At 67.9% G+C, this 22,421-nt stretch carries 23 protein-coding genes; 11 read left to right on the forward strand and 12 right to left on the reverse strand.

The genetic code is table 11. From position 1 onward, the window contains the following. Positions 1–36: 36 nt before the first annotated feature. Positions 37–672: a CREC-EF hand family protein gene (locus HIV01_RS01505; RefSeq protein WP_200604520.1), complete on the forward strand. Its 636-nt coding sequence runs from the start codon at positions 37–39 to the stop codon at positions 670–672. Between the two features lie 115 nt (positions 673–787). Here HIV01_RS01505 and HIV01_RS01510 read toward each other — a convergent pair whose 3' ends face one another. The 3 genes from HIV01_RS01510 to HIV01_RS01520 are packed head-to-tail and all read right to left on the reverse strand — an operon-like array spanning position 788 to position 3,182. Then, complete coding sequence (locus tag HIV01_RS01510) at positions 788–1,630, reverse strand: hypothetical protein (RefSeq protein WP_200604521.1); 843 nt, start codon at positions 1,628–1,630, stop codon at positions 788–790. A 7-nt stretch (positions 1,631–1,637) separates the two neighbouring features. Continuing rightward, entirely contained in the window at positions 1,638–2,549 is a 912-nt protein-coding gene (gene tesB, locus HIV01_RS01515; RefSeq protein ID WP_200604522.1) for an acyl-CoA thioesterase II, read from the reverse strand. Between the two features lie 60 nt (positions 2,550–2,609). Beyond that, entirely contained in the window at positions 2,610–3,182 is a 573-nt protein-coding gene (locus tag HIV01_RS01520; RefSeq protein WP_200604523.1) for an N-acetylmuramoyl-L-alanine amidase, read from the reverse strand. A gap of 170 nt (positions 3,183–3,352) precedes the next feature. On the opposite strand from HIV01_RS01520, the gene HIV01_RS01525 reads away from it, so the two are divergent. The 5 genes from HIV01_RS01525 to HIV01_RS01545 all read left to right on the forward strand — a co-directional run bounded on the left by HIV01_RS01525 (position 3,353) and on the right by HIV01_RS01545 (position 8,142). After that, positions 3,353–3,853 carry an MOSC domain-containing protein gene (locus tag HIV01_RS01525; RefSeq protein WP_200604524.1) on the forward strand — a complete coding sequence of 167 codons (501 nt, stop codon included), beginning with the start codon at positions 3,353–3,355 and terminating at the stop codon, positions 3,851–3,853. An 11-nt stretch (positions 3,854–3,864) separates the two neighbouring features. After that, positions 3,865–4,398 carry an alpha/beta hydrolase gene (locus tag HIV01_RS01530; protein ID WP_200604525.1) on the forward strand — a complete coding sequence of 178 codons (534 nt, stop codon included), beginning with the start codon at positions 3,865–3,867 and terminating at the stop codon, positions 4,396–4,398. Between the two features lie 3 nt (positions 4,399–4,401). Beyond that, a complete protein-coding gene (gene rlmKL, locus HIV01_RS01535) occupies positions 4,402–6,564 on the forward strand; it encodes a bifunctional 23S rRNA (guanine(2069)-N(7))-methyltransferase RlmK/23S rRNA (guanine(2445)-N(2))-methyltransferase RlmL (protein ID WP_200604526.1) in 2,163 nt (720 codons plus the stop codon). Between the two features lie 9 nt (positions 6,565–6,573). Continuing rightward, positions 6,574–7,167: a class I SAM-dependent methyltransferase gene (locus HIV01_RS01540; protein WP_200604527.1), complete on the forward strand. Its 594-nt coding sequence runs from the start codon at positions 6,574–6,576 to the stop codon at positions 7,165–7,167. Positions 7,168–7,278: 111 nt separating this feature from the next. Continuing rightward, complete coding sequence (locus HIV01_RS01545; protein ID WP_200604528.1) at positions 7,279–8,142, forward strand: pirin family protein; 864 nt, start codon at positions 7,279–7,281, stop codon at positions 8,140–8,142. A 56-nt stretch (positions 8,143–8,198) separates the two neighbouring features. On the opposite strand, the gene aqpZ is transcribed toward HIV01_RS01545, so the two are convergent. From aqpZ to HIV01_RS01565, 4 genes are all read right to left on the reverse strand, one after another. Beyond that, the gene (gene aqpZ, locus HIV01_RS01550; RefSeq protein ID WP_200604529.1) at positions 8,199–8,918 is read right to left on the reverse strand and encodes an aquaporin Z; all 720 of its coding nucleotides are present in this window, start codon (positions 8,916–8,918) and stop codon (positions 8,199–8,201) included. A 308-nt stretch (positions 8,919–9,226) separates the two neighbouring features. Next, complete coding sequence (locus HIV01_RS01555; RefSeq protein WP_200604530.1) at positions 9,227–9,661, reverse strand: hypothetical protein; 435 nt, start codon at positions 9,659–9,661, stop codon at positions 9,227–9,229. A 252-nt stretch (positions 9,662–9,913) separates the two neighbouring features. After that, on the reverse strand, positions 9,914–10,774 hold the full coding sequence (locus HIV01_RS01560) for a pirin family protein (RefSeq protein ID WP_200604531.1): 861 nt from the start codon (positions 10,772–10,774) through the stop codon (positions 9,914–9,916). A 97-nt stretch (positions 10,775–10,871) separates the two neighbouring features. Further along, the gene (locus HIV01_RS01565) at positions 10,872–11,270 is read right to left on the reverse strand and encodes a hypothetical protein (protein ID WP_200604532.1); all 399 of its coding nucleotides are present in this window, start codon (positions 11,268–11,270) and stop codon (positions 10,872–10,874) included. Between the two features lie 95 nt (positions 11,271–11,365). On the opposite strand from HIV01_RS01565, the gene HIV01_RS01570 reads away from it, so the two are divergent. After that, positions 11,366–12,940, forward strand: a complete 1,575-nt coding sequence (locus tag HIV01_RS01570; protein ID WP_200604533.1) for a phospholipase D family protein — start codon at positions 11,366–11,368, stop codon at positions 12,938–12,940. Here HIV01_RS01570 and HIV01_RS01575 read toward each other — a convergent pair whose 3' ends face one another. Then, the gene (locus tag HIV01_RS01575) at positions 12,941–13,441 is read right to left on the reverse strand and encodes a histidine phosphatase family protein (RefSeq protein WP_200604534.1); all 501 of its coding nucleotides are present in this window, start codon (positions 13,439–13,441) and stop codon (positions 12,941–12,943) included. A 72-nt stretch (positions 13,442–13,513) separates the two neighbouring features. Then, entirely contained in the window at positions 13,514–16,975 is a 3,462-nt protein-coding gene (gene mfd, locus HIV01_RS01580; protein WP_200604535.1) for a transcription-repair coupling factor, read from the reverse strand. Between the two features lie 195 nt (positions 16,976–17,170). Between mfd and HIV01_RS01585 the strand changes: the two genes are divergently transcribed. Further along, the gene (locus tag HIV01_RS01585) at positions 17,171–17,635 is read left to right on the forward strand and encodes a MarR family winged helix-turn-helix transcriptional regulator (RefSeq protein WP_200604536.1); all 465 of its coding nucleotides are present in this window, start codon (positions 17,171–17,173) and stop codon (positions 17,633–17,635) included. A gap of 117 nt (positions 17,636–17,752) precedes the next feature. After that, positions 17,753–18,178 carry an organic hydroperoxide resistance protein gene (locus HIV01_RS01590; RefSeq protein ID WP_200604537.1) on the forward strand — a complete coding sequence of 142 codons (426 nt, stop codon included), beginning with the start codon at positions 17,753–17,755 and terminating at the stop codon, positions 18,176–18,178. Positions 18,179–18,235: 57 nt separating this feature from the next. On the opposite strand, the gene HIV01_RS01595 is transcribed toward HIV01_RS01590, so the two are convergent. Both HIV01_RS01595 and HIV01_RS01600 read right to left on the reverse strand, forming a co-directional pair. Then, on the reverse strand, positions 18,236–19,285 hold the full coding sequence (locus HIV01_RS01595) for a class I SAM-dependent methyltransferase (RefSeq protein WP_200604538.1): 1,050 nt from the start codon (positions 19,283–19,285) through the stop codon (positions 18,236–18,238). Between the two features lie 105 nt (positions 19,286–19,390). Then, positions 19,391–19,942 (reverse strand): GNAT family N-acetyltransferase, encoded by a 552-nt coding sequence (locus HIV01_RS01600; protein WP_200604539.1) that lies wholly within the window; start codon positions 19,940–19,942, stop codon positions 19,391–19,393. A 113-nt stretch (positions 19,943–20,055) separates the two neighbouring features. Between HIV01_RS01600 and HIV01_RS01605 the strand changes: the two genes are divergently transcribed. Then, entirely contained in the window at positions 20,056–20,406 is a 351-nt protein-coding gene (locus HIV01_RS01605) for an MmcQ/YjbR family DNA-binding protein (protein ID WP_200604540.1), read from the forward strand. Between the two features lie 117 nt (positions 20,407–20,523). After that, on the forward strand, positions 20,524–21,435 hold the full coding sequence (locus HIV01_RS01610; RefSeq protein ID WP_200604541.1) for a cation diffusion facilitator family transporter: 912 nt from the start codon (positions 20,524–20,526) through the stop codon (positions 21,433–21,435). Positions 21,436–21,501: 66 nt separating this feature from the next. Here HIV01_RS01610 and HIV01_RS01615 read toward each other — a convergent pair whose 3' ends face one another. Then, positions 21,502–22,362 (reverse strand): 23S rRNA (adenine(2030)-N(6))-methyltransferase RlmJ, encoded by an 861-nt coding sequence (locus HIV01_RS01615; RefSeq protein ID WP_200604542.1) that lies wholly within the window; start codon positions 22,360–22,362, stop codon positions 21,502–21,504. Positions 22,363–22,421: the final 59 nt, after the last annotated feature.

Below are 22,421 nucleotides of genomic sequence, written 5' to 3' on the forward strand. Positions count from 1 at the left end.
CGGCGCCAACCGACGCCACCCGCAGGAGTCCCACTCATGAAACAGCGCAATTCCCTGTCCGCCGTGCTTGCCGTCGCCATCGCCGCGATCGTCACCGCCGGCACCGCGCTGGCCGCGACCCAGGCCAGCGATGGCACGCATGCGCCGCGCCCGAAGCTCGACGTCAACGACGACGGCGTGGTCGACCGCAACGAAGCCGCTGCCAGCCCGCGCCTGGCGGCGAAGTTCGACCAGCTCGACGTCAACAAGGATGGCAAGCTCGATCGCTCCGAGCGCCCCCATCACGGCGGCAAGGGCCGCGGGCATGGCGGTGGCATGGGCGGTCTGATCGACGCCGACAAGGATGGCGACGGTCGCATCAGCAAGACCGAGGCTTCGTCGTTGCCGTGGCTCACCAAGAGCTTCGACCAGGTCGACGGCAATCGAGACGGCTACGTCGTCCGCAGCGAGCTGCGCAGCTATCACGAGAAGATGCGTCCGCAGCGTGAGGCCGAGCGGGCCAAGCAGGCCGAGGAGCGCTTCGCCGCGGCCGACCTCAACCACGACGGCAAGCTGAGCAAGCTTGAGGTCAGCGAGAACATGCCGCGCCTGAGCAAGGGGTTCGCGTTCATGGACGAGGACCGCGACGGCTACCTGACCCGGGACGATCTCAAGCACTCGCCCCGCCACTGAACTTTCCCAGGCGGGCGAGGTCGATGCCTGCACAACAACGTGCTGGCTGTCCTGCGAATCCCAACTACCCGTGCCGGGTCTCCGCGGCACGGGTTTTTTTTTGGCTGTCGCCGGCCTACATCGACACGTGCTTGATCGTGCGCACGACCTTCCAGCCGGTGCCGCCGACCTGGGTCACTTCCAGCGTCTTGTACGAGGCCGACATGCGGTGGTGGTAGGCCGTGTACTCGACCACGCCGGTGATCGCGTCGTCGTTGGCGGCATCGCGCTTCTGCGGGCGGAACGCGTGCACGTCGATGATGAGTGCCGGCGCGCCGGTGGCACGTTGCTGGCTGCCGACTTCGTCGTTCGCATTGCGCACGCATTGCGACGCCGGCACGACCTGGCGGCCGGGCTGCTGCATCGCGCTGACCAGCGTTGCCGGCGCGTCCTTGCCATCGACGGCAAGGCACAGCACGTCCAGCCGCGCCTTCGGCAATTCCTGCGCCAGCACCGCCGCCGCCAGCGGCTGCGGGATGGCCGCGGTGGAGCCATCGAGCGGATGCTCCTTGAGCGCTTCGTTGGCGATGTCCAGGTTGACCGCGTGCCGGATCACCAGGCCGCCGATGATCACGATGCCCGCCATCAGCACCAGCTTGATCCGCAGCATGCGCGACTGTTGCGGCGACTTGCCCTGGGTTTCGGGCTCGAAGCGGAAGCTGGGGCCGCGGAAGCTCTCGCGCGTGGACTCCAGCAGGCCGGCGTCGCGCAGGATCTCGCGGGCGCGCACCTGGTCCTCCGAGCGCACCACCCACACCGCCGGCTTCGGGCCGCCGGGTTCGCTGTAGCTGAAAGTGCCGCGGCGACCGCCCTTGTACGAACGGCCGTTGGTGATGCGCACCTCGATGTCGGCGTCGCGCATCATCTGCGCGACCTGCTCGACGTTTTCCAGGCGCTGGCTGCTGAATACCTGTCTCATCGCGCGGTCATTCCTTCGCCGGAACCTGCGCGGCCGCGGCCGCATCGCGAACGACGCGGATCAGGCCTTCCTGCGCGGTGCTGGCGACCAGGCGGCCGTCGCGGTCGAAGATCTGTCCGCGGGCGAGGCCACGGCTGCTCTGCACGCTCGGGCTGTCGATCGAATACAGCAGCCATTCGTCGGCACGGAACGGACGGTGGAACCACATCGCGTGGTCGAGCGAGGCCATCTGCACGTTCGGCTGGTAGTAGCTGATGCCGTGCGGGAAGGTCGCGGTGCCGAGCAGGTGGAAATCGGAGGCGTAGGCGAGCAGGGCGCGGTGCAGTTCCGGGGCGTCGCCGACGCGCTCGCTCAGGCGGAACCAGACCTGTTGATACGGCGGCCGCTTGGGCGGGTTGAGCTCGTCGCGCGGGTAGACGTGGCGGAACTCGAACGGTCCCTGCCGCGACAGCCAGCGCTGGACCTTGGTCGGCAGCGTCGCCATCACGTGCTCTGGCACCGGCGGCGCCGGGTCGATGTCCTCCGGCTTGGGCACCTCGGGCATGGTCAGCTGGTGCTCGACTGCGTCCTCGTGCTGCTGGAACGAGGCGGCCATGAAGAAGATCACCTCGCCGTGCTGGATCGCGGTGATCCGGCGCACGGAGAAACTGCCGCCATCGCGGGTGCGGTCGATCTGGTAGACGATCGGCGCGGAGACGTCACCGGCGCGCAGGAAGTAGGCGTGCAGCGAGTGCGCGCCGCGCGGCTCGGACATCGTCGCCTGCGCCGCCGACAGCGCCTGGCCGACGACCTGGCCACCGAAGACGTACTTGGTGCCGATGTCGCGGCTCTGGCCGCGGAACAGGTTGTCTTCCAGTCGTTCCAGCGAGAGCAGCTCGACCAGCTCGGGAACGACTTGCTCGGAAGCGGGTGAAGTCATGCGCGGAAAACTCGTGGGACGCGGATCGGAAGTATAACCGTGCGCCCCGAGGCGGCCCGGCTACGGAAGCCGTTCGAGATCCACCGCCGCCATCACCTGCGCCCAGGGAAACTGCGGCCCCGGGTCGAGCTTGCGCTGCACCTGCACCGACGGATCGTCGCTGGCGGCGACCGTGGTGGTGTCCAGGTCCTCGTGGCCGGCGATATGCCGCAGCGAGGGCAGCGTGCGTTGCAGGTGCAGCAGCAGCGACACCAGCGCCTCGATCTGCTCGGGCGTGTAGCGCTCGCCCATCGCCTGGTGGTCCGCCGCCAGCCAGTCCGGGTAGCGGCCGCGGTTGACCAGCTCGATGCCGATCGCGCGCGGGTTATAGCCGCGCACGTGGTGGGCGACCCGGTCGAGGGCGACGTACTGGTGCAGGCTGCCATCGCGGTCGATGTAGTAGTGGCCGCTGTTGCCGGTCTGCGAGCCTTCGTAGAGCACTTCCTCGCCGAAGCGGCGTGCCATCGCCAGGTCCGGCAGCTCGGTGCAGTGGATCACTGCCAGGTCGATCTGGTCGAGCGTCCGCGCCTCCAGCCGGTCCTGGTAGGGGAGGGGATCGAAGGCGATGGGCGGAGCCGTAAGGTCGGGCGACATGGGGCCGGATGCTACCATTCGCCCCCGCCCGGCCTTGCTGGCCGCCGGCCCCGACGACCCCACTTTGAACGATACGGACGTCGAGCCCCGCGAACCGCGCGCCCCGGCGCCGGTTCGAACAGCGCAGATTGCCCCAGCCGGTCGACAACGTGACTGCACGGATCCCCGCCATGAAGCTCCCTCCCGCCGACTCCGAACTCGGCAAATTGATGGCCATGCTGCCGCGCCAGGGCCGGGTCGAATGGATCGGCCTGCGTCCGAAGCGCGAGGTCGCCATGGATGCGGTCACGCAGGTGATCGCCCAGACCGGCGCAGGCCTGGTCGGCGACCGCTACAGCGGCGGCAGCGGCGAGCGCGGCATCACCCTGATCCAGGCCGAACACCTGCCGGTGATCGCGGCGCTGTCCGGCCATGACGCCGTGGCGCCGGCAACGCTGCGCCGCAACCTCGTCGTCTCCGGGCTGCCGCTGGTCGCGCTCAAGGGACGCCGCTTCCGCATCGGCGAGGTCGTGCTCGAAGGCACCGACGACTGCGATCCGTGCTCGCGCATGGAGGCCGCGCTCGGCGCTGGCGGCTACAACGCGATGCGCGGCCATGGCGGACTGTGCGCGCGCATTCTCGACGGCGGCACCATCCACCTCGGCGACGCCGTCGTCGCACTCCAGGATTGACCAGAGACGACATGAGCAGCACGCGCGGACATTGCATCCTTTCCCACGGTTTCGAGAGCGGACCCGACGCCACCAAGGTGACCGCGCTGGCGGACGTCGCCGATCGCCTGGGCTGGAGCCATGAACGCCCCGACTTCACCGACCTGGATGCGCGTCGCGACATCAGCGAGCTGGGCGACGTGCACAGCCGGCTGCAGCGCCTGCTCGGGCTGGCGCGCGCTGCCGCCGCGCGCGGCCCTGTGGTGCTGGCCGGCTCGAGCCTGGGCGCCTACATCTCCGGACTGGTGTCGCTGCAGGTGCCGACCGCCGGCCTGTTCCTGATGGCACCGCCCATCAAGATGGGCCCGGCGCCGCGCCTTGAAGCCGCCGCCGTGCCGACCTCGATCATCCATGGCTGGCACGATGACCTGATCCCGGCCAGCGCCGTCGTCGAATGGGCGCGCGAGCGCGGTTCGCGCCTGCTGCTGGTCAACGACGGCCATCGCCTGACCGACCACGTCGAGGCCAGCGCCGATGCCTTCGCTTCCCTGCTGTCGGTGCTGTAAGCCATGAAATTCTTCGCAAGCTGCGGCAAGGGCCTGGAATACCTGCTCGCCGACGAACTCGTCGCACTCGGCTGCACGCGCGCAACCGCGGCCATGGCCGGTGCCAATGTCGAAGGCAGCGCGCTCGATGCACAGCGTGCGGTGCTGTGGTCGCGCCTGGCCAGCCGCGTGCTGTGGCCGATCGCCGAATTCGATTGCCCCGACGAGCACGCGCTGTACGCCGGCGCCGCCGCCATCGACTGGCCGCAGCACCTGGCCCAGGGCGATACGGTCGCGGTCGACGCACATGTGTCCGGCGATGCGATCACGCATGCGCGCTACGCCGCGCAGCGCGTCAAGGACGCCGTGGTCGACGTGATGCGCGCCCGCACCGGTTCGCGCCCCGACGTCGACGTCGAAGCCCCCGACCTGCGTTTGAACCTGGTCGTGCGCAAGGGCCGCGCGATCGTCTCGATCGACCTCGGCGGCGGCCCGATGCATCGCCGCGGCTGGCGCAGCAAGCAGGGCGAAGCACCGCTGAAGGAAAACCTCGCCGCCGCGGTGCTGATGCGCGGGCAGTGGCCGAAGGTGTACGCGGCCGGCGGCGCGCTGCTCGACCCGATGTGCGGCAGCGGCACGCTGCTGATCGAAGGCGCGCTGATGGCGGCCGACGTCGCGCCCGGCCTGCAACGGCATGGCAACGGCGTGCCTACCCGCTGGCTCGGCTTCGATGCGTCGTCGTGGCAGCAGCTGGTGGACGCGGCACGTGCGCGTGAGGCCACCGGCATGAATGCCCTGCGCCCGGCGTTCTTCGGCAGCGACCTGGATCCGCATGCGATCCGCGCCGCGCAGGACAACGCGGTGCTGGCGGGCCTGGCAGGCGTGATCGACTGGCGTGTCGGCGATATCCGTTCGCTCGAAGCACCCGGCACTGCCGAGAGTGAGAGCGCTCCAGGCCTCGTCGTCTGCAACCCACCCTACGATGCCCGCCTGGCTGCCGACGCCGCCCTGTACCGCGGCCTTGGCGATTCGCTCAAGCGCACCGTGCCGGAGTGGCGTGCCAGCCTCCTGTGCGGCGACGCCGAACTGGCGCGCGCCACCGGCCTGCGCGCCGGCAAGAAATACCAGCTGTTCAACGGCGCGATCGAATGCACGCTGATCGTCTGCGATCCGGTGGCACCGCCGCAGCGCGAACGCGCGGCCGACGAGCCGGCGCCGACGTTGTCGGAAGGCGCGCAGATGGTCGCCAACCGCCTGCGCAAGAACATCCGCAAGCTCAAGTCCTGGCGCGAGCGCGAGCACATCAGCTGCTACCGCGCCTACGACGCCGACCTGCCGGAGTATTCGGCGGCGATCGACGTCTACGTCACCGACGAGGCCACGCCGCGCACGTTCCTGCACGTACAGGAATACGCGGCACCGGCAGACATCCCCGAGGCCGTGCAGCGCAAGCGACTCAACGAATTGCTGGCGGCGGCGCGCGACGTGTTCGCCGTGCCGCGCGAGAACGTCGCCCTGAAGACCCGCGCCCGCGGCAAGGGCGGCAGCAAGTACGGGCAGTTCGATTCGCGTGGCGAGCTGGTGACGGTGCGTGAGGGCGATGCACGCCTGCGCGTGAACCTGTTCGACTACCTCGACACCGGCCTGTTCCTCGATCACCGGCCGATGCGCCTGCGCATCGGCGCCGAAGCCGAGGACACGCGCTTCCTCAACCTGTTCGGCTACACCGGCGCGGCCACCGTGCATGCGGCGGTCGGCCGCGCGCGCAGCACCACGACCGTCGACCTGTCGGCGACCTACCTGGAGTGGTGCGCCGACAACCTGCGCGAGAACAACGTCGGCGGCACGCGTCACCGCCTGGTCCAAGCCGATGCGCTGACCTGGCTGGAAGCGGACACGCAGCAGTACGACCTGATCTTCTGCGACCCGCCGACCTTCTCCAACTCCAAGCGCGCGGAAGACTTCGACGTCCAGGCCGAGCACGTGCGCCTGCTGCGCGCGGCAGTGGAGCGCCTGGCCGATGGCGGCGTGCTGTACTTCTCCAACAACTTCCGCCGTTTCCGCCTGGACCAGGCGGCGATCGACCAGTTCGCCGAATGCGTCGACATCAGCGCGCAGACGATCCCGCCGGACTTCGAGCGAGACGCCCGCATCCACCGCTGCTGGCGCCTGCGGCGGCTCGCCTGAGGTAAGCCCATGCGCCGGCTGACGCTCCCGAAAGGTTCGTGGACGTTCTTCCGGCAGTGGCTGCGCAATCCCGCGCGCATGGCGGCGGTGGCGCCATCCGGCCGCGACCTGGCCGCGGCGATGGTCACCGCTTTGCCCGAGGGCGCGCGCCGGGTGATCGAACTGGGCGGGGGCACCGGGGCCATCACCCGCGCGCTGCTTGCGCGCGGGATCCTCGGTCGCGAGCTGATGGTGCTGGAACTCAACGAGGAATTGCACGCGCACCTGCGCACGCGATTCCCGCAGGTGCGCATCGTGCTCGGCGACGCCCGTGACCTCGTCCAGCTCGCCACAGGCGACGGTTACCTGGCCGACGGACCGGCCGACGCGATCGTGTCGGGCCTGGGTTTCCTGAGCATGCCGCGCGACACCCAGCTCGGGATCCTGCAGGCCTCGTTCGAGTGCCTGCGCGAGGGTGGCCGCTTCCTCCAGTTCACTTACGGTCCGCAGTCGCCGGTCGCCGCGGAGGTGGTCGAGGAACTCGGCCTTGAGGTCGAGCGCGGGGAGTTCGTCCTGCTCAACGTGCCGCCGGCGACGGTCTACGTGATCAGCCGGCGCGCCTGAGCCCGGGCTGCCGTCCGCGCGCTGTAATGGATCGTTCCATCGGCGATGCTGGCGGCCCTGCGGCGCGCACCCGACATTGACGGGCAGTCAACCAGTAATCCGGAGTACGCCATGAGCCACCCCGACATCAGCCAGGACTTTGCCCGCATCGGTCGCGTCATCCGCGGCATGCCGGCCTCCGACGGCGCCGGCGTACGCCTGACCCGCGTCATCGGTACCCCGCAGCTGGACATGCTCGATCCGTTCCTGATGCTCGACGAGTTCGGCACCGACAAGCCCGAGGACTACCTGGCCGGTTTCCCCGATCATCCGCATCGCGGTTTCGAGACGGTCACCTACATGCTCGACGGGCGCATGCGCCACAAGGACAACCACGGCAACGAGGGCGTGCTGGTGCCCGGCAGCGTGCAATGGATGACCGCCGGTCGTGGCCTGGTGCATTCGGAAATGCCCGAGCAGCACGAAGGCCGCATGCGCGGTTTCCAGCTGTGGGTGAACCTGCCGGCGAGCGAGAAGATGGCGGAGCCGCAGTACCAGGAATTTGCTCCCGATCGCATCCCGCAATTGCAGCCGGCACCGGGCGTGACCGTGAAGCTGATCGCCGGTCGCATCGGCGACGTCGCCGGTCCCATCCAGCAGCCGGCAACCGATCCGGTTTACCTCGACATCGAGCTGGCTGCGGGAACGTCGTGGCAGTACGAGTTGCCCGATGGCCACAACGCATTCGCCTACGCATTCGAAGGCGAGGGCACGATCGGCGATGGCGACGATGCGCGGCCGTTGTCGACGCAGCAGTTGGCGGTGCTCAACGGCGGTCGCGTGTTCAAGCTCAGGGCAGGCCTCAAGGGCGTGCGCGTGATCCTGGTCGCCGGTCGTCCGCTGCGTGAGCCGGTGGCGCGCTACGGTCCGTTCGTGATGAACACGAAGGAGCAGATCATGCAGGCCTTCGTCGATTTCCAGGAAGGCCGGTTCTAAAGGCGCAGGAACAAACGGGCCGCATCGCGGCCCGTTTGCATTTCCTGAAACCATCCTCAGCGCTGGGCGTCATCCCCCAGCCAGCGATAGATCACGCCGCCGAGCAGTCCGCCCGCGATCGGAGCGACCCAGAACAGCCACAGCTGCGAAATCGCGGCTGCGCCGGCGAACACCGCGACACCGGTCGAACGCGCCGGATTCACCGACGTGTTGGTGACCGGGATGCTGATCAGATGGATCAGGGTCAGTGCCAGGCCGATCGCCAGTGGTCCGAAGCCCGCCGGTGCGCGCGGGTGCGTCGCGCCGAGGATCACCACCAGGAACATCGCCGTCATCACGATCTCGCACAGGAACGCCGCGGCAATCGAATAGCCGCCCGGCGAATGCGAACCGTAGCCGTTGCTGGCGAACGCACCGGCCGCATTGGGATCGACCGCGAACGTGGCCGTGCCGCTGGCGATGTGCCACAGGATGAAACCGGCGAACAGGCCGCCGAGCACCTGCGCAATGATGTAGGGAAGAAGATCACGCGCCGGGAAGCGACCGCCGGCCCACAGGCCGAAGCTCACCGCCGGATTGAAGTGACCGCCGGAGATGTGGCCGAGCGCGTAGGCGCCGGTCAGCACCGTCAGGCCGAAAGCGAGCGACACGCCGACGAAGCCGATGCCGAGCGGGTTGCCATCGCCGCCGAAATTGGCCGCCAGCACTGCGCTGCCGCAACCGCCCAGTACCAGCCAGAACGTGCCGATGAACTCTGCCCCTAGACGCTTGATCATGCTGCCTCCAGTTCCTTCCTTGCGAAGTGACGGAAGCCCGGGTCGTACTGCCAACGTTCCGCCCGGGCGGTGCTGATGCAGTGGATGCACCCAGCCGCAGGGCGGGGCCGGCCCATCTTAGGAGGCGGCTGTAGAGCCGGAGTGATGTTGACCCGATGTGCGCGTGCAGCCAGGTCGGCGGCAGATGATCGCAATGCATGTGCCGGCAGGCACGTCAGCTCGCCAGCAGGCGGGCTTGCCTGTTGGTACTTGCAGCGGTGCGCGCACGCGCCCGCGAGCCGCGGCCAGGCCGCGGCATCCACGGTTGCTTACTTGCTGCTCAGTCGCGTTGCCGGGAACCGGATCGACTGCGCCAGCATGATCGAGTTGCCAAGCTGTCCATCGCTGGCCTGCAGCCAGATGTGCGCGGTGCGACCGTCCGGCAGCTCGATCAGCGTTTCACGTACCTGCATGTCGGGCTTGATCGCGACCTCGCCCTTGTACCAGTACATGCTCTGCCCATCGATCATTCCGGCTTCGGCACGATTGCCGCGCTTGGGCGCGAACGGTGACTTCGCCGAGATGTACAGGCCGAATGCCTCCGAGCCGTCCTCACGTAGTGCGCGACAGAAGTCGGCTCCACCGCTGCCCTTGTACTCCCAGACCAGCCCCGAGCTTGCGGGCAGTTGCGGACACGTCCCCTGGTCCTGTGCCTGTGCGTTCGCCGCGAACATGAGCCCGGCGAGCACGGGCAAGGCCGACATACGCCATGCCGTCGTTTTCACGACTAACCCCCTGTGGTCAATTGCCTAACAGCCCCAAACCCCTGAACACCAGACCGGTTTGACCAAAACGTGATCAAGTTGCCCGATCTGGACCGAACATAGTCCAGAAAACGGCACTTGACAAATAACGTTGCTTAATAGGCGGGTGACCTGGCTTATGGATCCGGCCGGACCGGGGGGCGGTCCGGCCCGGAGGGGGCCGAAAGCAGCGGCGAGGGCTCCCAGGCGGCCTCAGCGCTCCGGCAGGGGGATGAACTCGTCGTCGCCCGGGACCTTGCCGAACCGTCCCTCCAGCCAGTCCTGCTTGGCCTGCTCGATCCGCTCCTTGGAGCTGGACACGAAGTTCCACCACATGTGGCGTGGACCGTCCAGCGGCTCCCCGCCCAGCAACATGGCCTTGACCGGGGTCCGCGCCCGCAGCTTCGGCCGGGTGCCGGGGTCGAGCACGACCAGGTGCATCGCCGGGATGTCGGCGCCGTCGAGCTGGGCGTCACCTTCCAGCACATACAACGCCCGTTCGGCATGGCCGTCGTCGAGCGGCAGCTCGGCATCGGCGTCCAGGTCGATGGCGACGTACAGGGTTCCGTTGTAGACCTTCACCGGCGACTCCTCGCCATAACCGCGACCGGCGACGACGCGCAGCCAGCTGCCATTGCGGCGCTGCTGCGGCAGGGAGGCGGCCGGGTGGTGGAAGAAGCCGGGAGAGGCTTCTTCTTCCGAGCGCGGCAGTGCGACCCAGGTCTGCATGCCGTGCAGCGGATGCTCGTGTTCGCGCAGGGTCGCTGGCGTGCGCTCGGAGTGGGCGATGCCGCGTCCGGCCGTCATCCAGTTGACGTCGCCGGGATTGATGTCCTGGTAGCTGCCGAGCGTGTCGCGGTGCGTGATCGTGCCCGACCAAAGGAAGGTCACCGTGGCCAGGCCGATGTGCGGATGCGGGCGGACATCGATGCCGCGTCCCACTTCGAACACCGCCGGGCCCATGTGGTCGACGAACACGAACGGGCCGACCGATCGCGCCTGGATGCTGGGCACGGCGCGTCGCACCTGGAATCCGCCGAGGTCGTGTACGCGCGGTGAGACGATCGTGGTCATGTCGGTTCCTCGTCGTGACTGATGCGCCGCAGCTTGGCATGCCATCGCTGGCGGCTGCGTAGCGTTTGATGAAACAGCCCGTTACGGCCAGCGAACGCTAGCCTCCGCCGCCTTCGCCGTTTTCCAGCCGCAGCGTGGCAGCCGGTGCGGCGCCGCGTTCCAGCCCGACCAGCGTGAGTGACCACGGCCCCATCGGTTGCGGCGCCGGGTTTGCGCTGTGCAGCACGACGTCGGCATCCTTGCCGGCCTGTTCGAACACCAGCTTCACCTCCGCGTCGCCGGCCCACACGCACTGCACCGTCGGCGGGCAGCGTGAGTCGTTGGCCACGCCGGTGTAACGCAGTGAAGATTGTCCGGGCAGGGTGGCCCGCTCGCCCGGTCGCAGCGTGAACTGCTGGTTGCCCGAGACCTGGATGGCGTCGCGCACCGGGCTGGCACAGCCGGCCAGGAGGAGGATCAGTGCGGCGCAGGCAAGCGATCTTGTCAGTCGGCTCATGGCCTCAATTGTAAGCGCCGATGTGAAGCGGTCGTGCAGGCGCCATGGCTAGAATCGGCCCGCGCCTTCCCATCCGCGTCACTACCGGGAACACCATGACCAGGAAGCTCCGCTGGGTGGGTATCACTGTCGTCGTGCTGCTCGTTGCCTCGGCGGCATCGGTCTTCAGCTATGGCCGCTTTGCCCATTACGCGCGCGGCGCACCGTCGCAGGCCATCGCGGCCGATCGGGTCGAGACACCGGTCGACCGGGCGATCGCGCCGATGACGCAGGCGCACGCGGGCGAGGCCGGGCTGTCGCTGATCAACGACAACCTCGATGCGTTTGCCGTGCGCGCAGTCAGTGCACGCGCTGCCGGCCGAAGCCTCGACCTCCAGTACTACATCTGGAAGCCGGACTTGACCGGCAACCTGATCGTCCACGAAGTCCTGCGCGCGGCCGATCGCGGCGTCCGCGTGCGCCTGCTGCTGGACGACCTCAACTCGCACAAGAAGGATTCGGTGCTGGCGGCGCTGGATCAGCACGAGAAGGTCGAAGTGCGGATGTTCAACCCGTCGCGCGGACGCGCCTCGAGTTTCATGCGCGGCGTGGAGATGCTGCTGCGCGGATTCAGCCTCAACCGTCGCATGCACAACAAGGCGTGGATCGTCGACGGCCGGATCGCGGTGGTCGGTGGCCGCAACATCGGCGACGAGTACTTCGGCGCGTCGTCGCAATCGAATTTCATGGATGCCGACCTGGCCGTGATCGGGCCGCCGGTGCAGGAAACCGCCGCGATCTTCGACGCCTTCTGGAACAGTCCGTCGGCCATTCCGCTGTCGGCCCTGGTCGACAGCGACGAGGTGTCGCTGCAGCGTTTGCGGCGGATCGTCGACCTCGAATACAAGTCGCGCAACGCCCACCCCTACCTGGCCAAGCTGCGCCAGTCGCCGACGATTGCGGCAGTGCTGCGCGGCGAGAAACTGCCGCGCTGGACGCGCGACGCGCACGTCTATTCCGATCCGCCGGCGAAGGCCGAGGGCGCGCCACGCAAGGGCTGGCTGGCCGACGTGCTGGTGCCGGCGGCGATGGCCGCGCGACGCGAGCTTTTCATCATCTCGCCATACTTCGTGCCGGGCGACCAGGGCGTCGCCGCACTGGTGGGCATGCGCAAGCGCGGCGTCCACGTCGGTGTCCTGACCAACTCACTGGCCGCCACCGATGTCGCCGCGGTCCATGGCGGTTACGCACCGTATCGATTGCCGCTGCTCGAGGGCGGAGTCGACCTGTTCGAGCTGATGTCACGTGGCGGCGGGGGTGGCCGGGGCAGTGGCAGTGGTGGCAGTGGCTTCGGTTCCAGCGATGCCAGCCTGCACACCAAGGCATTCGTGGCCGACGGCAACGTTGGTTTCGTCGGCTCGTTCAATCTCGACCCACGCTCGATCAACCTCAACACCGAGATGGGCATCCTCTTCAGCGACCGCCAGCTCAGCGGCGACCTGCAGCGGACCTTCGAGGCCAAGACCAGTGCGTCCAACAGCTACAAGCTGTGGCTCGACGATGGCGAACTGCGCTGGCGCGACGGCTCGGCGCAGCCGCCACGGGAATGGACGCACGAACCGGCGGTAGGCATCGGCAGGCGCGCGATTGCGCGCGTGATCGGCTGGCTGCCGGTCGAGTCGCAGCTATAGCTACTGCCGGCCTTCCTCGAGCGTCGCCTTGCCATCGGCGGCGATGCGCACCGTCGTCAGCCGGTCGTACTCGGCCTCGCTCATCTCCGCCACCGCGCAGCTGCACAGTGCCGATGCGATGCCGGGAATGGTGTTGCTATGACCGACCACGAGCACGCTTTGCCCGGCGTGCTCGCGCTTGAGCCGGGTCGAGAAGTCGGCCGCGGATTCCTTTGCGTCATAGGTGATCACCGTGAGGTGATGTCCGCGCGCAGTCGGTGCCGCAGTCTGCTGTGTTCGGCGGAAGTCCGTGGAATAGACGGCATCGAGCGGTGCGTCGGCCAGCCGCACCGCCAGCGCGTCGGCACGGGCCAGTCCGGCCGGGGTCAGCTCCGGGTCTTTCGAGCCATCGGGCACCTTCTCGGCATGCCGCACCAGCGTGAAGGTGGTCGCCGGCGGCGGTCGGGTCACGCAACCGGCGAGGAGGGCGAGGGCAAGCAGGCAGGGCAGGGTGAGCTTCATCGAGCGTTCCGCGGCAGGGTTGCCGCGCAACGATAGCGTCTTCCCCGCAACCCTGTCGCCGTCCCCGGCATGTCAGGCCGGCTGCAATGCCGTGACGATTCCGCGCGCCGCCAGCAGCCGCGACTGTGCATCGGGCAGTTCCAGGGTCATGCGCAGCTTGTCCGGTCCCTCCATCCGGTAGAGCTTTGGCTGGCCCTGGATGAGCTTGATGATCGCCATCGGATCGACGTTCGGCTTCTCGACGAACTGCACGCGCCCGCCCTTTTCGCCCAGGTCGAGCTTGCGGATGCCCAGCGTGGTCGCGCGCTGCTTGAGCTCGGCAATGGCGAACAGGTGCTTGGCCGCGTCCGGCAGCAGGCCGAAGCGGTCGATCATCTCCACCTGCAGTTCGCGCAGCTCATCGGCGTCACGTGCGCCGCTGATGCGCTTGTACAGCGTCAGGCGCGTGTGCACGTCAGGCAGGTAGTCGTCCGGTATCAGTGCTGGCACGTGCAGTTCGACGTCGGCGCCGCGGGCATGGCTGCCGTCGACATCGGGCAGTTCGCCACGCTTGATCGAGCGAACCGCGCGTTCGAGCAGCTCGGTGTAGAGGCTGAAACCGACCTCGGCCATCTGTCCGCTCTGTTCCTCGCCGAGCAGTTCGCCGGCGCCGCGGATTTCCAGGTCGTGCGTGGCCAGGGTGAAGCCGGCGCCGAGCTCGTCCATCGCCGCGATCGCATCCAGGCGCTTGCGCGCATCGGCGGTGATCGATTTCTTGTCCGGCACCACCAGGTAGGCATAGGCACGGTGGTGGGAACGACCGACGCGACCACGCAGCTGGTGCAGCTGCGCCAGGCCGAACTTGTCGGCGCGGTTCATGATGATGGTGTTGGCGTTGGGGATGTCGATGCCCGATTCGATGATCGTCGTCGACAGCAGCACGTTGAAGCGCTGCTTGTGGAAGTCGAGCATCACCCGTTCCAGTTCGCGCTCGGGCATCTGGCCGTGGGCGACGCCGATGCGCGCCTCCGGCACCAGTTCCTCCAGCTGGCGCTGCATGCGGCCGATGCTCTCGACGTCGTTGTGCAGGAAGTACACCTGGCCGCCGCGCGACAGTTCGCGCTGGAACGCCTCGCGCAGCTGCGCGTCATCCCACGGCACCACGAACGTCTGCACCGCCAGGCGATGCGCCGGCGGGGTGGCGATGATCGACAGGTCACGCAGGCCGGCCATGGCCATGTTGAGTGTGCGCGGAATGGGCGTGGCGGTCATCGTCAGCAGGTGGACGTTGGCACGCAGTGCCTTCAGCGCCTCCTTCTGGCGGACGCCGAAGCGCTGCTCCTCGTCGACGATCACCGCGCCCAGGTCCTTGAAGCGCACGTCCGGCTGCAGCAGACGGTGGGTGCCGACGACGACGTCGATCTTGCCCTCGGCCACCTTCTCCAGTTCGGCCTTGATCTCCTTGGCGGTCTTGAAGCGCGACAGCACCTCGACCTTGAGCGGCCAGTCGGCGAAGCGGTCGCGCATGGTGCGGTAGTGCTGCTCGGCCAGCAGCGTGGTCGGCACCAGCACTGCGACCTGCTTGCCGGCGGCGGCGGCGACGAAGGCGGCACGCACCGCGACTTCGGTCTTGCCGAAGCCGACGTCGCCGCAGATCACGCGGTCCATCGGCTGGCTCGAGCCCAGGTCGCGGATCACCGCCTCGATCGCCGAATGCTGGTCGGGCGTCTCCTCGAACGGGAACGCGGCGGCGAACGGCTCGTACATGCTGCGGTCGATGTCGATCGCAAGCCCTGCGCGGGCCTGGCGCTTGGCCTGGATCTCGAGCAGTTCGGCAGCGACGTCGCGGACCTTCTCCGCCGCCTTGCGCTTGGCCTTGGTCCACTGCTCGCCACCGAGCGAATGCAGCGGCGCGGTTTCGTCGGAGGCGCCGGAGTAGCGGTTGATCAGGTGCAGTTGCGCGACCGGCACATACAGCCGGTCGCCCTTGGCGTATTCGATCTCCAGGTACTCGCCCGGCAGACCGCCGGCTTCCAGCGTGATCAGGCCGCGGTAGCGACCGACGCCGTGATCCTCGTGGACGATCGGCGCGCCTTCGCTGAGTTCACCCAGGTCGCGGATGATCGCTTCGGGTTCGCGGCCGACGCGGCGTCGGCGCCGCGGCTGGCTTGCGCGCTCGGGAAACAGCTGGCGCTCGGTAAGGACCGCGATCGCCGGCTCGCTGATGGCGAAGCCGTCGTCGAACGGTGCGACTGCGATCGCGAACCGGCTCTGCGCCGGGGCGAATGCCGGCCAGCCCGTCACGACATCGGGCCGGAGGTCGGCCGCCTGCAACAGTTCCAGCAGCGCCTCGCGGCGACCTGCCGAATCGGCGGCGATCAGCACGCGTCCGGGATAGCTGCCGAGGAATGACTTGAGCGCATCCGCCGGCGCGTGGTCGCGGGCGGCGATCGGCAATGCCGGCGCCGGCTGGTCACCCAGGGCCTGCGCGCGATCGCGTTGCGGATGGCCTTCGCCGCAGACTTCGACGCGGTTGCCTTCGTTGAGGCGCTCGCGCAGCGCATTCGGAGCCAGGTACAGGGTATCCGGCGGCAGCAGGGGACGTTCGAGATCGTGGCGCCGCTGCTCGTAGCGTTCGCCCGTGTTGGTCCAGAACTGCTCGGCTGCCTCGAAGGCGCCGTCGCCGATCACCGGCAGCATGTCGTCGCCGAGGTAGTCGAACAGCGTCGCGGTCTTGTCGAAGAACAGCGGCAGGTAGTACTCGATGCCCGGCGGCGTGAGGCCGGCCTTGAGATCCTGGTAGAGCGCGCTGCGACGGGTGTCGAGATCGAAGCGGTCGCGCAGGGCGTCGAGCGCGCGCTTGAGCGAGGCGTCATCGAGCGGGACTTCGCGGCCCGGCAGCAGGTGCACCGAGTCGATCTTGTCGAGCGAACGCTGCGACTCCGGATCGAAGGCGCGGATGGTGTCGATCTCGTCGTCGAGCAGTTCGACGCGGAACGGCTGTTCGGCGCCCATCGGATAGACATCGAGCAGGCCGCCGCGCACGGCGAAGTCACCCGGGTCGAGCACCTGCGGCACGTGGCGATATCCGGCCGATTCGAGCCGGCGCTTCTCCGCGTCCAAGTCCAGGCGCTGGCCCAGCTTCACGTCGAAGCTGCCGCCGACGATGTGCTTGAGCGGTGCCAGGCGCTGCAGCAGGGTCTGGACGGGTACCACCACGATCCCGCGCTTGAGCGTCGGCAGGCGATGCAGTGCCGACAGGCGCTGGCTGACGATGTCCGGATGCGGGCTGAAGATGTCGTAGGGCAGGGTTTCCCAGTCCGGGAATGCCAGCACCGGCACTTCGGTCTGTCCGGCCAGTAGCGTTTGCAGGTCGGACTCGAGCTGGTGAGCGGTCTGGTTGTCGCGCGCAACCGCGAGCACCGGGCCCGCGTGCGCACGCGCCGCCGATGCGATGTGGAAGGCCAGCGCGGAAGGCGATGCCGGCGCGCGCCACCAGGCGCGCTGCTGTCCGGCCTTGGGCAAGGGCGGAGTGGGAAAATCGGACTTCGGCATCAGGGGATCTCTTCCGGTTTTCGCGATCGGGAAAACGAGTGCAGCGCCGGCAGCCATCGCCGCCAGCGCAAAGAGGCTGCATTTTACGTGAGTGGGGCGGGGAGGACCCGGGACGCCCGGCCTGGACCGCAGTGTTCCAGTGGCCGCGATAATGATCGCTTGCAAGTAGATAGCGCGCTATGTAAAGTGCGCAGCATGAAGACCGCAGCCACCAAGCCATCGAAGACCAAGGCGCCGCAGACGCTCGACGAGCAGCTGTGCTTCGCCCTGTACTCGACCGGGCTGGCGCTGAACAAGGTCTACCGCAAGCTGCTCGGCCCGCTCGGCCTGACCTACCCGCAGTACCTGGCGATGCTGGTGCTGTGGGAGCGCGACGGAATTACGGTCAGCGAGATCGGCGAGCGCCTGTTCCTGGACTCGGCGACGCTGACGCCGCTGCTCAAGCGGATGCAGACCGCCGGCCTGATCACCCGTACCCGCGCGCTCGATGACGAGCGCCAAGTCATCATCGCGTTGACCCAGGAAGGGCGCGCGCTCAAGGCGAAGGCGCGGACGGTGCCGGCCGACCTGGTCTGCGCCGCCGAGTGCTCGATCGACGAGATGGTGTCGCTCAAGCACCAGCTCGAGTCCCTGCGCGGGAGCCTGGCGAAGAACGCATGAGCACCCGCACGCCTGACATATACATAGTGCACGATCAACTATTGCACTAGGTACAGGCCACCGCCGGCAACGGCACTTCACGCAAGCCCCCCAGCAAACCCCCAAAGGAGTCATCCCATGTCCCTCGACAAAGTCCTCTACACCGCCCATGCCACCGTCACCGGCGGTCGCGACGGCCGCGCCGTCTCGTCCGACAACGTGCTCGACGTCAAGCTCACCACGCCGCGCGAACTCGGTGGCGCCGGCGGCGAAGGCACCAACCCGGAGCAGCTGTTCGCTGCCGGCTACTCGGCCTGCTTCATCGGCGCACTGAAGGTCGTCGCCTCGCGCGAGAAGATCGCGTTCCCGGCAGACGCCAGCATCGAAGGCAACGTCGGCATCGGCCCGGTCGGCCAGGCGTTCGGCATCCAGGCCGAGCTGAAGATCTCGCTGCCGGGCCTGTCGCGCGAGCAGGCCGAAGCGCTGGTCGAAAAGGCCCACCAGGTCTGCCCGTACTCGAACGCGACCCGCGGCAACATCGACGTCACCCTGACGATCGTCTGATCACGCACGCACTTGCGCAGGAGCCAGCCCGCTGGCTCCTGCTGCATCGACGACGCGTTACGGCCGCGCTTCCAGCACCAGGTTGAACGGTGTCTGCGTGGCCCGACGGAAGCGCTTGAATCCGGCTTCCTCCAGCACGGCGCGCAACCGCGCCTCTCCGGCCTGCGCCCCGAGCGCTGGCCCATTGCGCGCCAGCGATACCGGCACGCAGATCTGCGACGACGCACCGTAGTAGACCCGACCGACCGGGTTGAGGTTCTCCTCGACGCTGTCGCCGGCGAAAGGTTCGACCAGCAGACAGGTGCCGTCGGGCTTGAGTGCGTGCAATGCATGCCGCGCGGCGCCGACCGGGTCGGCCATGTCATGCAGGCAGTCGAAGAACGCGATCAGGTCGAAGTGGTTGCCGCTGTAGCTGGTGGCGTCGGCGACTTCGAAATAGGCGTTGTCGACGCGCGCCTGGCGGGCGCGTTCACTGGCCACTTCTATCGAACCAGCGTGGTAGTCGTAGCCGATGAAACTCGATTTCGGAAACGCCTGCGCCATCAGCGTGGTGCTCGCACCATGACCGCAACCGACGTCCGCGGCCTTGCCGCCGGCCTTGAGTTTCTCGAGCACGCCATCGAGCGCCGGCAGCCAGCTGGTGATCAGGTTGGCGTTGTAACCGGCGCGGAAGAAACGCTCGGTGCCGTGGAACAGGCACGGATGGTGCTCACCCCATTCCATGCCCTTGCCGGTGCGGAAATTTTCCTTGGTGCGCTCCAGCGCATGGAACGTCGCCTCGACCAGCGAATACGCGCCGGGCAGGTCGACCGGTCCGCCCGGATCGGCCAGGCACAGCGCCTGTTCCGGGCTCAACGAGTAGGTGTCGGCGGCGGCGTCGTACTCGACATAACCACCTGCGGCCTGGTTGCCGAGCCATTCGCGCACGTAGCGTTCGTTGGTGTCGGTTTCCGATGCCAGTTGCACCGAGGTCATCGGTCGCTTCGCCAGGGCGCGGTACAGGCCGAGCTGGTCGCCGACCAGCATCAGCGTGGCGCTCATCGCCGCGCCGAGGTCACCCACGGCGTGGCCCAGGAACTGGTTGAGGCGTTCTTCATTAACGGTCATGGCAGGTCCGGAAGGTGGGGTCCTTCCATGGACGCGCGGCAGCACCTTGCCGCTAGGCCCCCCGAGCAAAGAATTGAACGCGACCACGTCGTCCTTGCGGACAGGTCAGGCTTTGCGTGCCTTCAGGTCCAGTGCGACCCGGATCAGGCCGGGTGCGTCCTGCTGGAACTCGCGCTGGAAGCCCAGCGACTCGGCCAGCGAAAGCATCGCCTGGTTGTGCTCGAACACATCCCCGTAAACACGGTCGAGCTTCTTGCCGCGGGCCCACTTCACCAGCCGCGTCATCAGGTACCGGCCCAGGCCCATGCCAGCCACATAGTGGCTGACCAGGATGGCGAACTCGGCGTCCTTCCCGTTCTCGTCGATGGCGATGCGCGCCACCGCGCCGACCAGGGCTTCGCCCGGCGGCAGCGGTTCGGCCGCGACCAGTGCGAATTCAGTCTTGGGGTTGATGCGCGTCATCCGGTCTGCCATGTCCGTGGTCAGCTCCTTGAGCGCATACAGAAAGCGCTGGCGGACCTCTTCGGGTTCTAGCAGGGAGAAGCTCGCGCGGATGGGTTCGGCGTCTTCGGGCCGAATCGGGCGTATCAGCACTTCGCGCCCGTTGGGAAGGCGCATTCTTTCGTGCCAAGGCGGGAGTCGTTCGCGCGCGGCCATGGGCGGATATTGGCACACTTCCCCGCTGAGGCGTATTCACAATCTTCACAAGACGCCCTTGGGCGGGGGCCGTTCATCGGCCAGCCGGCGGGGCGGGGGCAGGGAATGAGCATATGAACGAAGACACGTTGCGGACCTGGCTGGAGCCGTGGCCGGGGGTCGAGGAGTCGGTGAAGTGGGAGGACGACCTGGTCTTCTCGCTGGCCGGGAAGATGTTCTGCGTGATCTGCCTGCGCGGGCCGAAGGCCGGCAGCATGAGTTTCAAGGTCGAAGACGAGAGGTTCCTCGAGCTGACCGAGCGGCCGGGCTTCATCCCCGCCCCCTACCTGGCGCGGGCGCACTGGGTCTACATCGAACAGCCCAAGCGGGTTCCCGCCAAGGAGCTGCGCGACCTGGTCCGGCGCAGCTACGAACTGGTCCGCGAGAAACTGCCGAAGAAGACCCAGCGCGAACTCGCCGACTGACCGGTCGCGGCGATGGGCTGCGCGTACTGGCCGGCCATGTGCCGATGCTAGACTCGCGCGGTTCAGGTTTTGCACCAAAGTTCCGCACTCCAGCGACCCAGACACTAAGGAAGGCACATGGCAGGTGGTGGTGATTCGACCCGCGCGATCCTGTTCGCGTTGGGCGCCAATTTCGCGATCGCGGTCGCCAAGGGCGTGGCTGCGTTCTTCACCGGATCCAGCGCGATGCTGGCCGAGACCGTGCATTCGCTGGCCGACTGCGGCAACCAGCTGCTGCTGTTGCTCGGCATGCGCCAGGCGCGCAAGCCGCCCTCGCCGGAATACCCGCTCGGTTACGGCAAGGCGATCTATTTCTGGTCGTTCCTGGTGGCGGTGATGCTGTTCACCGTCGGCGGCATGTTCTCGTTGTACGAAGGCATCCACAAACTCCAGCACCCCGAGCAGATCAAGCACTGGTACTGGGCGGCGGGCGTGCTGACCTTCGGCATCGTTGCCGAGGCGGTGTCGATGCGCGCATGCCTCGTAGAGGTCAACAAGGCGCGTGGTAACCGCAGCCTGTGGCAGTGGTTCCGCGAGAGTCGCCAGGCCGAGCTGGTGGTGATTTTCGGCGAGGACCTGGCGGCGCTGTTCGGCCTGGTGTTCGCGCTGATTGCGGTGCTGCTGGCCGCGGTCACCGGCAACCCGCTGTGGGATGCGATCGGCACGATCACGATTGGTGCGTTGTTGATCGTGGTCGCGGTGTTCGTCGCGATCGAGGTCAAGGCAATGCTGATCGGGCAGAGCGTGGACCCGGCGCGGCAGAAGCAGATGCGCGAGTTCCTCGATGCGCGCCCGGAGATCACCCAGGTGATCAGCCTGATCACGCTTCAGTTGGGCAACGAGGTGCTGGTGTCGGTGCAGGCGCACATGCGCGAGGAGCACAGCGTCGCGGCCCTGACCGAGCAGATCAACACGGTCGAGCGGGCGCTCAAGCAGAGCTTCCCGGAAGTGCGCTGGAGCTTCTTCGAGCCCGACAAGAAGATGGACTGACGGTCCTTCACCGTTGTCCCGGCGAACGCCGGGACCCATTGGACTTTGCAGGGGGAGCCAAGCTCCCTACGCCGCCCGCACCAGCCACTCCAGCCGGCTGGCCGCGCCCGGGCCTTCGCCGAGTACCTTTGACAGCAGCGGAAGCACGCCCGCCAGCGACTGGTCCAGTTGCCAGGGCGGGTTGAGGACCAGCAGGCCGCTGCCGTTCATGCGCAGCGGCGAGTCGTCGGCGCGGACCAGCAGTTCGGCCACGAACGACGACTTGGCCGGGATCGCCGCGGCGCGCCGGTAGAACGGCTGCAGTGCGCGGCGCAGCTTGATCGGATACCACAGGGCGAACGTCCCCTGCGGCCAGCGGCTGATGCCTTCGCGCAGCGCCGCGATGGCGGTGTCGAATTCCTCGAGCTGCGCTTCGTAGGGCGGGTCGATCAGGACCAGGCCGCGGTTGTAGCGGGTCTCGCCGATGCGTGCCGGCAGCAGTGCCTTCATCGCGGCATAGCCGTCGCGGGCATGCACGGCAACGCGCGGGTCGCGTTCGAACACGGACTTGAGCTGGCCGGCTTCTTCCGGCAGCAGTTCACAGGCGGCGATGCGGTCCTGTTCGCGCAGGGCGTGGGCCAGCAGCCAGGGCGAGCCCGGATAGCTGGCCTGCCCGTGTTCGTGGCGGCAGGCCCGGATCGCAGCCAGGTAGCGTGCGATGGCCGGGTGCTTGGGCGCCTCGGCGATCAAACGGCCAATGCCGCCTTCTGCCTCGCCGGTGCGCTGCGCCGAATTGCTGTCGAGCGCGTACAGGCCACGGCCGGCGTGGGTATCGAGTGCGAACACCGGCGCCGGCTTGGCGACCAGGGCGTCGCAGATCGCCAGCAGCGCGATGTGCTTGAGCACGTCGGCATGGTTGCCGGCGTGGAACGCGTGACGGTAATTCATGGGGGACGGGGGAGCGGGGACCCGCACAATCTACACGCACCGCTCGTTCCGGGCGCGGT

Origin of the sequence: Lysobacter arenosi, assembly GCF_016613475.2 — a bacterium.
Classification (GTDB): Bacteria; Pseudomonadota; Gammaproteobacteria; order Xanthomonadales; family Xanthomonadaceae; genus Lysobacter_J; species Lysobacter_J arenosi.

What these genes read in the sequence shown, in the direction of transcription:
- rlmKL (WP_200604526.1), top strand. Translation starts at nt 4,402, where the DNA reads ATGAAATTCTTCGCAAGCTGCGGCAAGGGCCTGGAATACCTGCTCGCC.
- HIV01_RS01605 (WP_200604540.1), top strand. Translation starts at nt 20,056, where the DNA reads ATGAACGAAGACACGTTGCGGACCTGGCTGGAGCCGTGGCCGGGGGTC.
- HIV01_RS01510 (WP_200604521.1), bottom strand. Translation starts at nt 1,630, where the DNA reads ATGAGACAGGTATTCAGCAGCCAGCGCCTGGAAAACGTCGAGCAGGTC.
- HIV01_RS01585 (WP_200604536.1), top strand. Translation starts at nt 17,171, where the DNA reads ATGAAGACCGCAGCCACCAAGCCATCGAAGACCAAGGCGCCGCAGACG.
- HIV01_RS01545 (WP_200604528.1), top strand. Translation starts at nt 7,279, where the DNA reads ATGAGCCACCCCGACATCAGCCAGGACTTTGCCCGCATCGGTCGCGTC.
- HIV01_RS01570 (WP_200604533.1), top strand. Translation starts at nt 11,366, where the DNA reads ATGACCAGGAAGCTCCGCTGGGTGGGTATCACTGTCGTCGTGCTGCTC.
- HIV01_RS01595 (WP_200604538.1), bottom strand. Translation starts at nt 19,285, where the DNA reads ATGACCGTTAATGAAGAACGCCTCAACCAGTTCCTGGGCCACGCCGTG.
- HIV01_RS01600 (WP_200604539.1), bottom strand. Translation starts at nt 19,942, where the DNA reads ATGGCCGCGCGCGAACGACTCCCGCCTTGGCACGAAAGAATGCGCCTT.
- HIV01_RS01555 (WP_200604530.1), bottom strand. Translation starts at nt 9,661, where the DNA reads ATGTCGGCCTTGCCCGTGCTCGCCGGGCTCATGTTCGCGGCGAACGCA.
- HIV01_RS01590 (WP_200604537.1), top strand. Translation starts at nt 17,753, where the DNA reads ATGTCCCTCGACAAAGTCCTCTACACCGCCCATGCCACCGTCACCGGC.
- HIV01_RS01505 (WP_200604520.1), top strand. Translation starts at nt 37, where the DNA reads ATGAAACAGCGCAATTCCCTGTCCGCCGTGCTTGCCGTCGCCATCGCC.
- HIV01_RS01530 (WP_200604525.1), top strand. Translation starts at nt 3,865, where the DNA reads ATGAGCAGCACGCGCGGACATTGCATCCTTTCCCACGGTTTCGAGAGC.
- HIV01_RS01610 (WP_200604541.1), top strand. Translation starts at nt 20,524, where the DNA reads ATGGCAGGTGGTGGTGATTCGACCCGCGCGATCCTGTTCGCGTTGGGC.
- HIV01_RS01540 (WP_200604527.1), top strand. Translation starts at nt 6,574, where the DNA reads ATGCGCCGGCTGACGCTCCCGAAAGGTTCGTGGACGTTCTTCCGGCAG.
- tesB (WP_200604522.1), bottom strand. Translation starts at nt 2,549, where the DNA reads ATGACTTCACCCGCTTCCGAGCAAGTCGTTCCCGAGCTGGTCGAGCTG.
- mfd (WP_200604535.1), bottom strand. Translation starts at nt 16,975, where the DNA reads ATGCCGAAGTCCGATTTTCCCACTCCGCCCTTGCCCAAGGCCGGACAG.
- HIV01_RS01565 (WP_200604532.1), bottom strand. Translation starts at nt 11,270, where the DNA reads ATGAGCCGACTGACAAGATCGCTTGCCTGCGCCGCACTGATCCTCCTC.
- aqpZ (WP_200604529.1), bottom strand. Translation starts at nt 8,918, where the DNA reads ATGATCAAGCGTCTAGGGGCAGAGTTCATCGGCACGTTCTGGCTGGTA.
- HIV01_RS01560 (WP_200604531.1), bottom strand. Translation starts at nt 10,774, where the DNA reads ATGACCACGATCGTCTCACCGCGCGTACACGACCTCGGCGGATTCCAG.
- HIV01_RS01525 (WP_200604524.1), top strand. Translation starts at nt 3,353, where the DNA reads ATGAAGCTCCCTCCCGCCGACTCCGAACTCGGCAAATTGATGGCCATG.
- HIV01_RS01615 (WP_200604542.1), bottom strand. Translation starts at nt 22,362, where the DNA reads ATGAATTACCGTCACGCGTTCCACGCCGGCAACCATGCCGACGTGCTC.
- HIV01_RS01575 (WP_200604534.1), bottom strand. Translation starts at nt 13,441, where the DNA reads ATGAAGCTCACCCTGCCCTGCCTGCTTGCCCTCGCCCTCCTCGCCGGT.
- HIV01_RS01520 (WP_200604523.1), bottom strand. Translation starts at nt 3,182, where the DNA reads ATGTCGCCCGACCTTACGGCTCCGCCCATCGCCTTCGATCCCCTCCCC.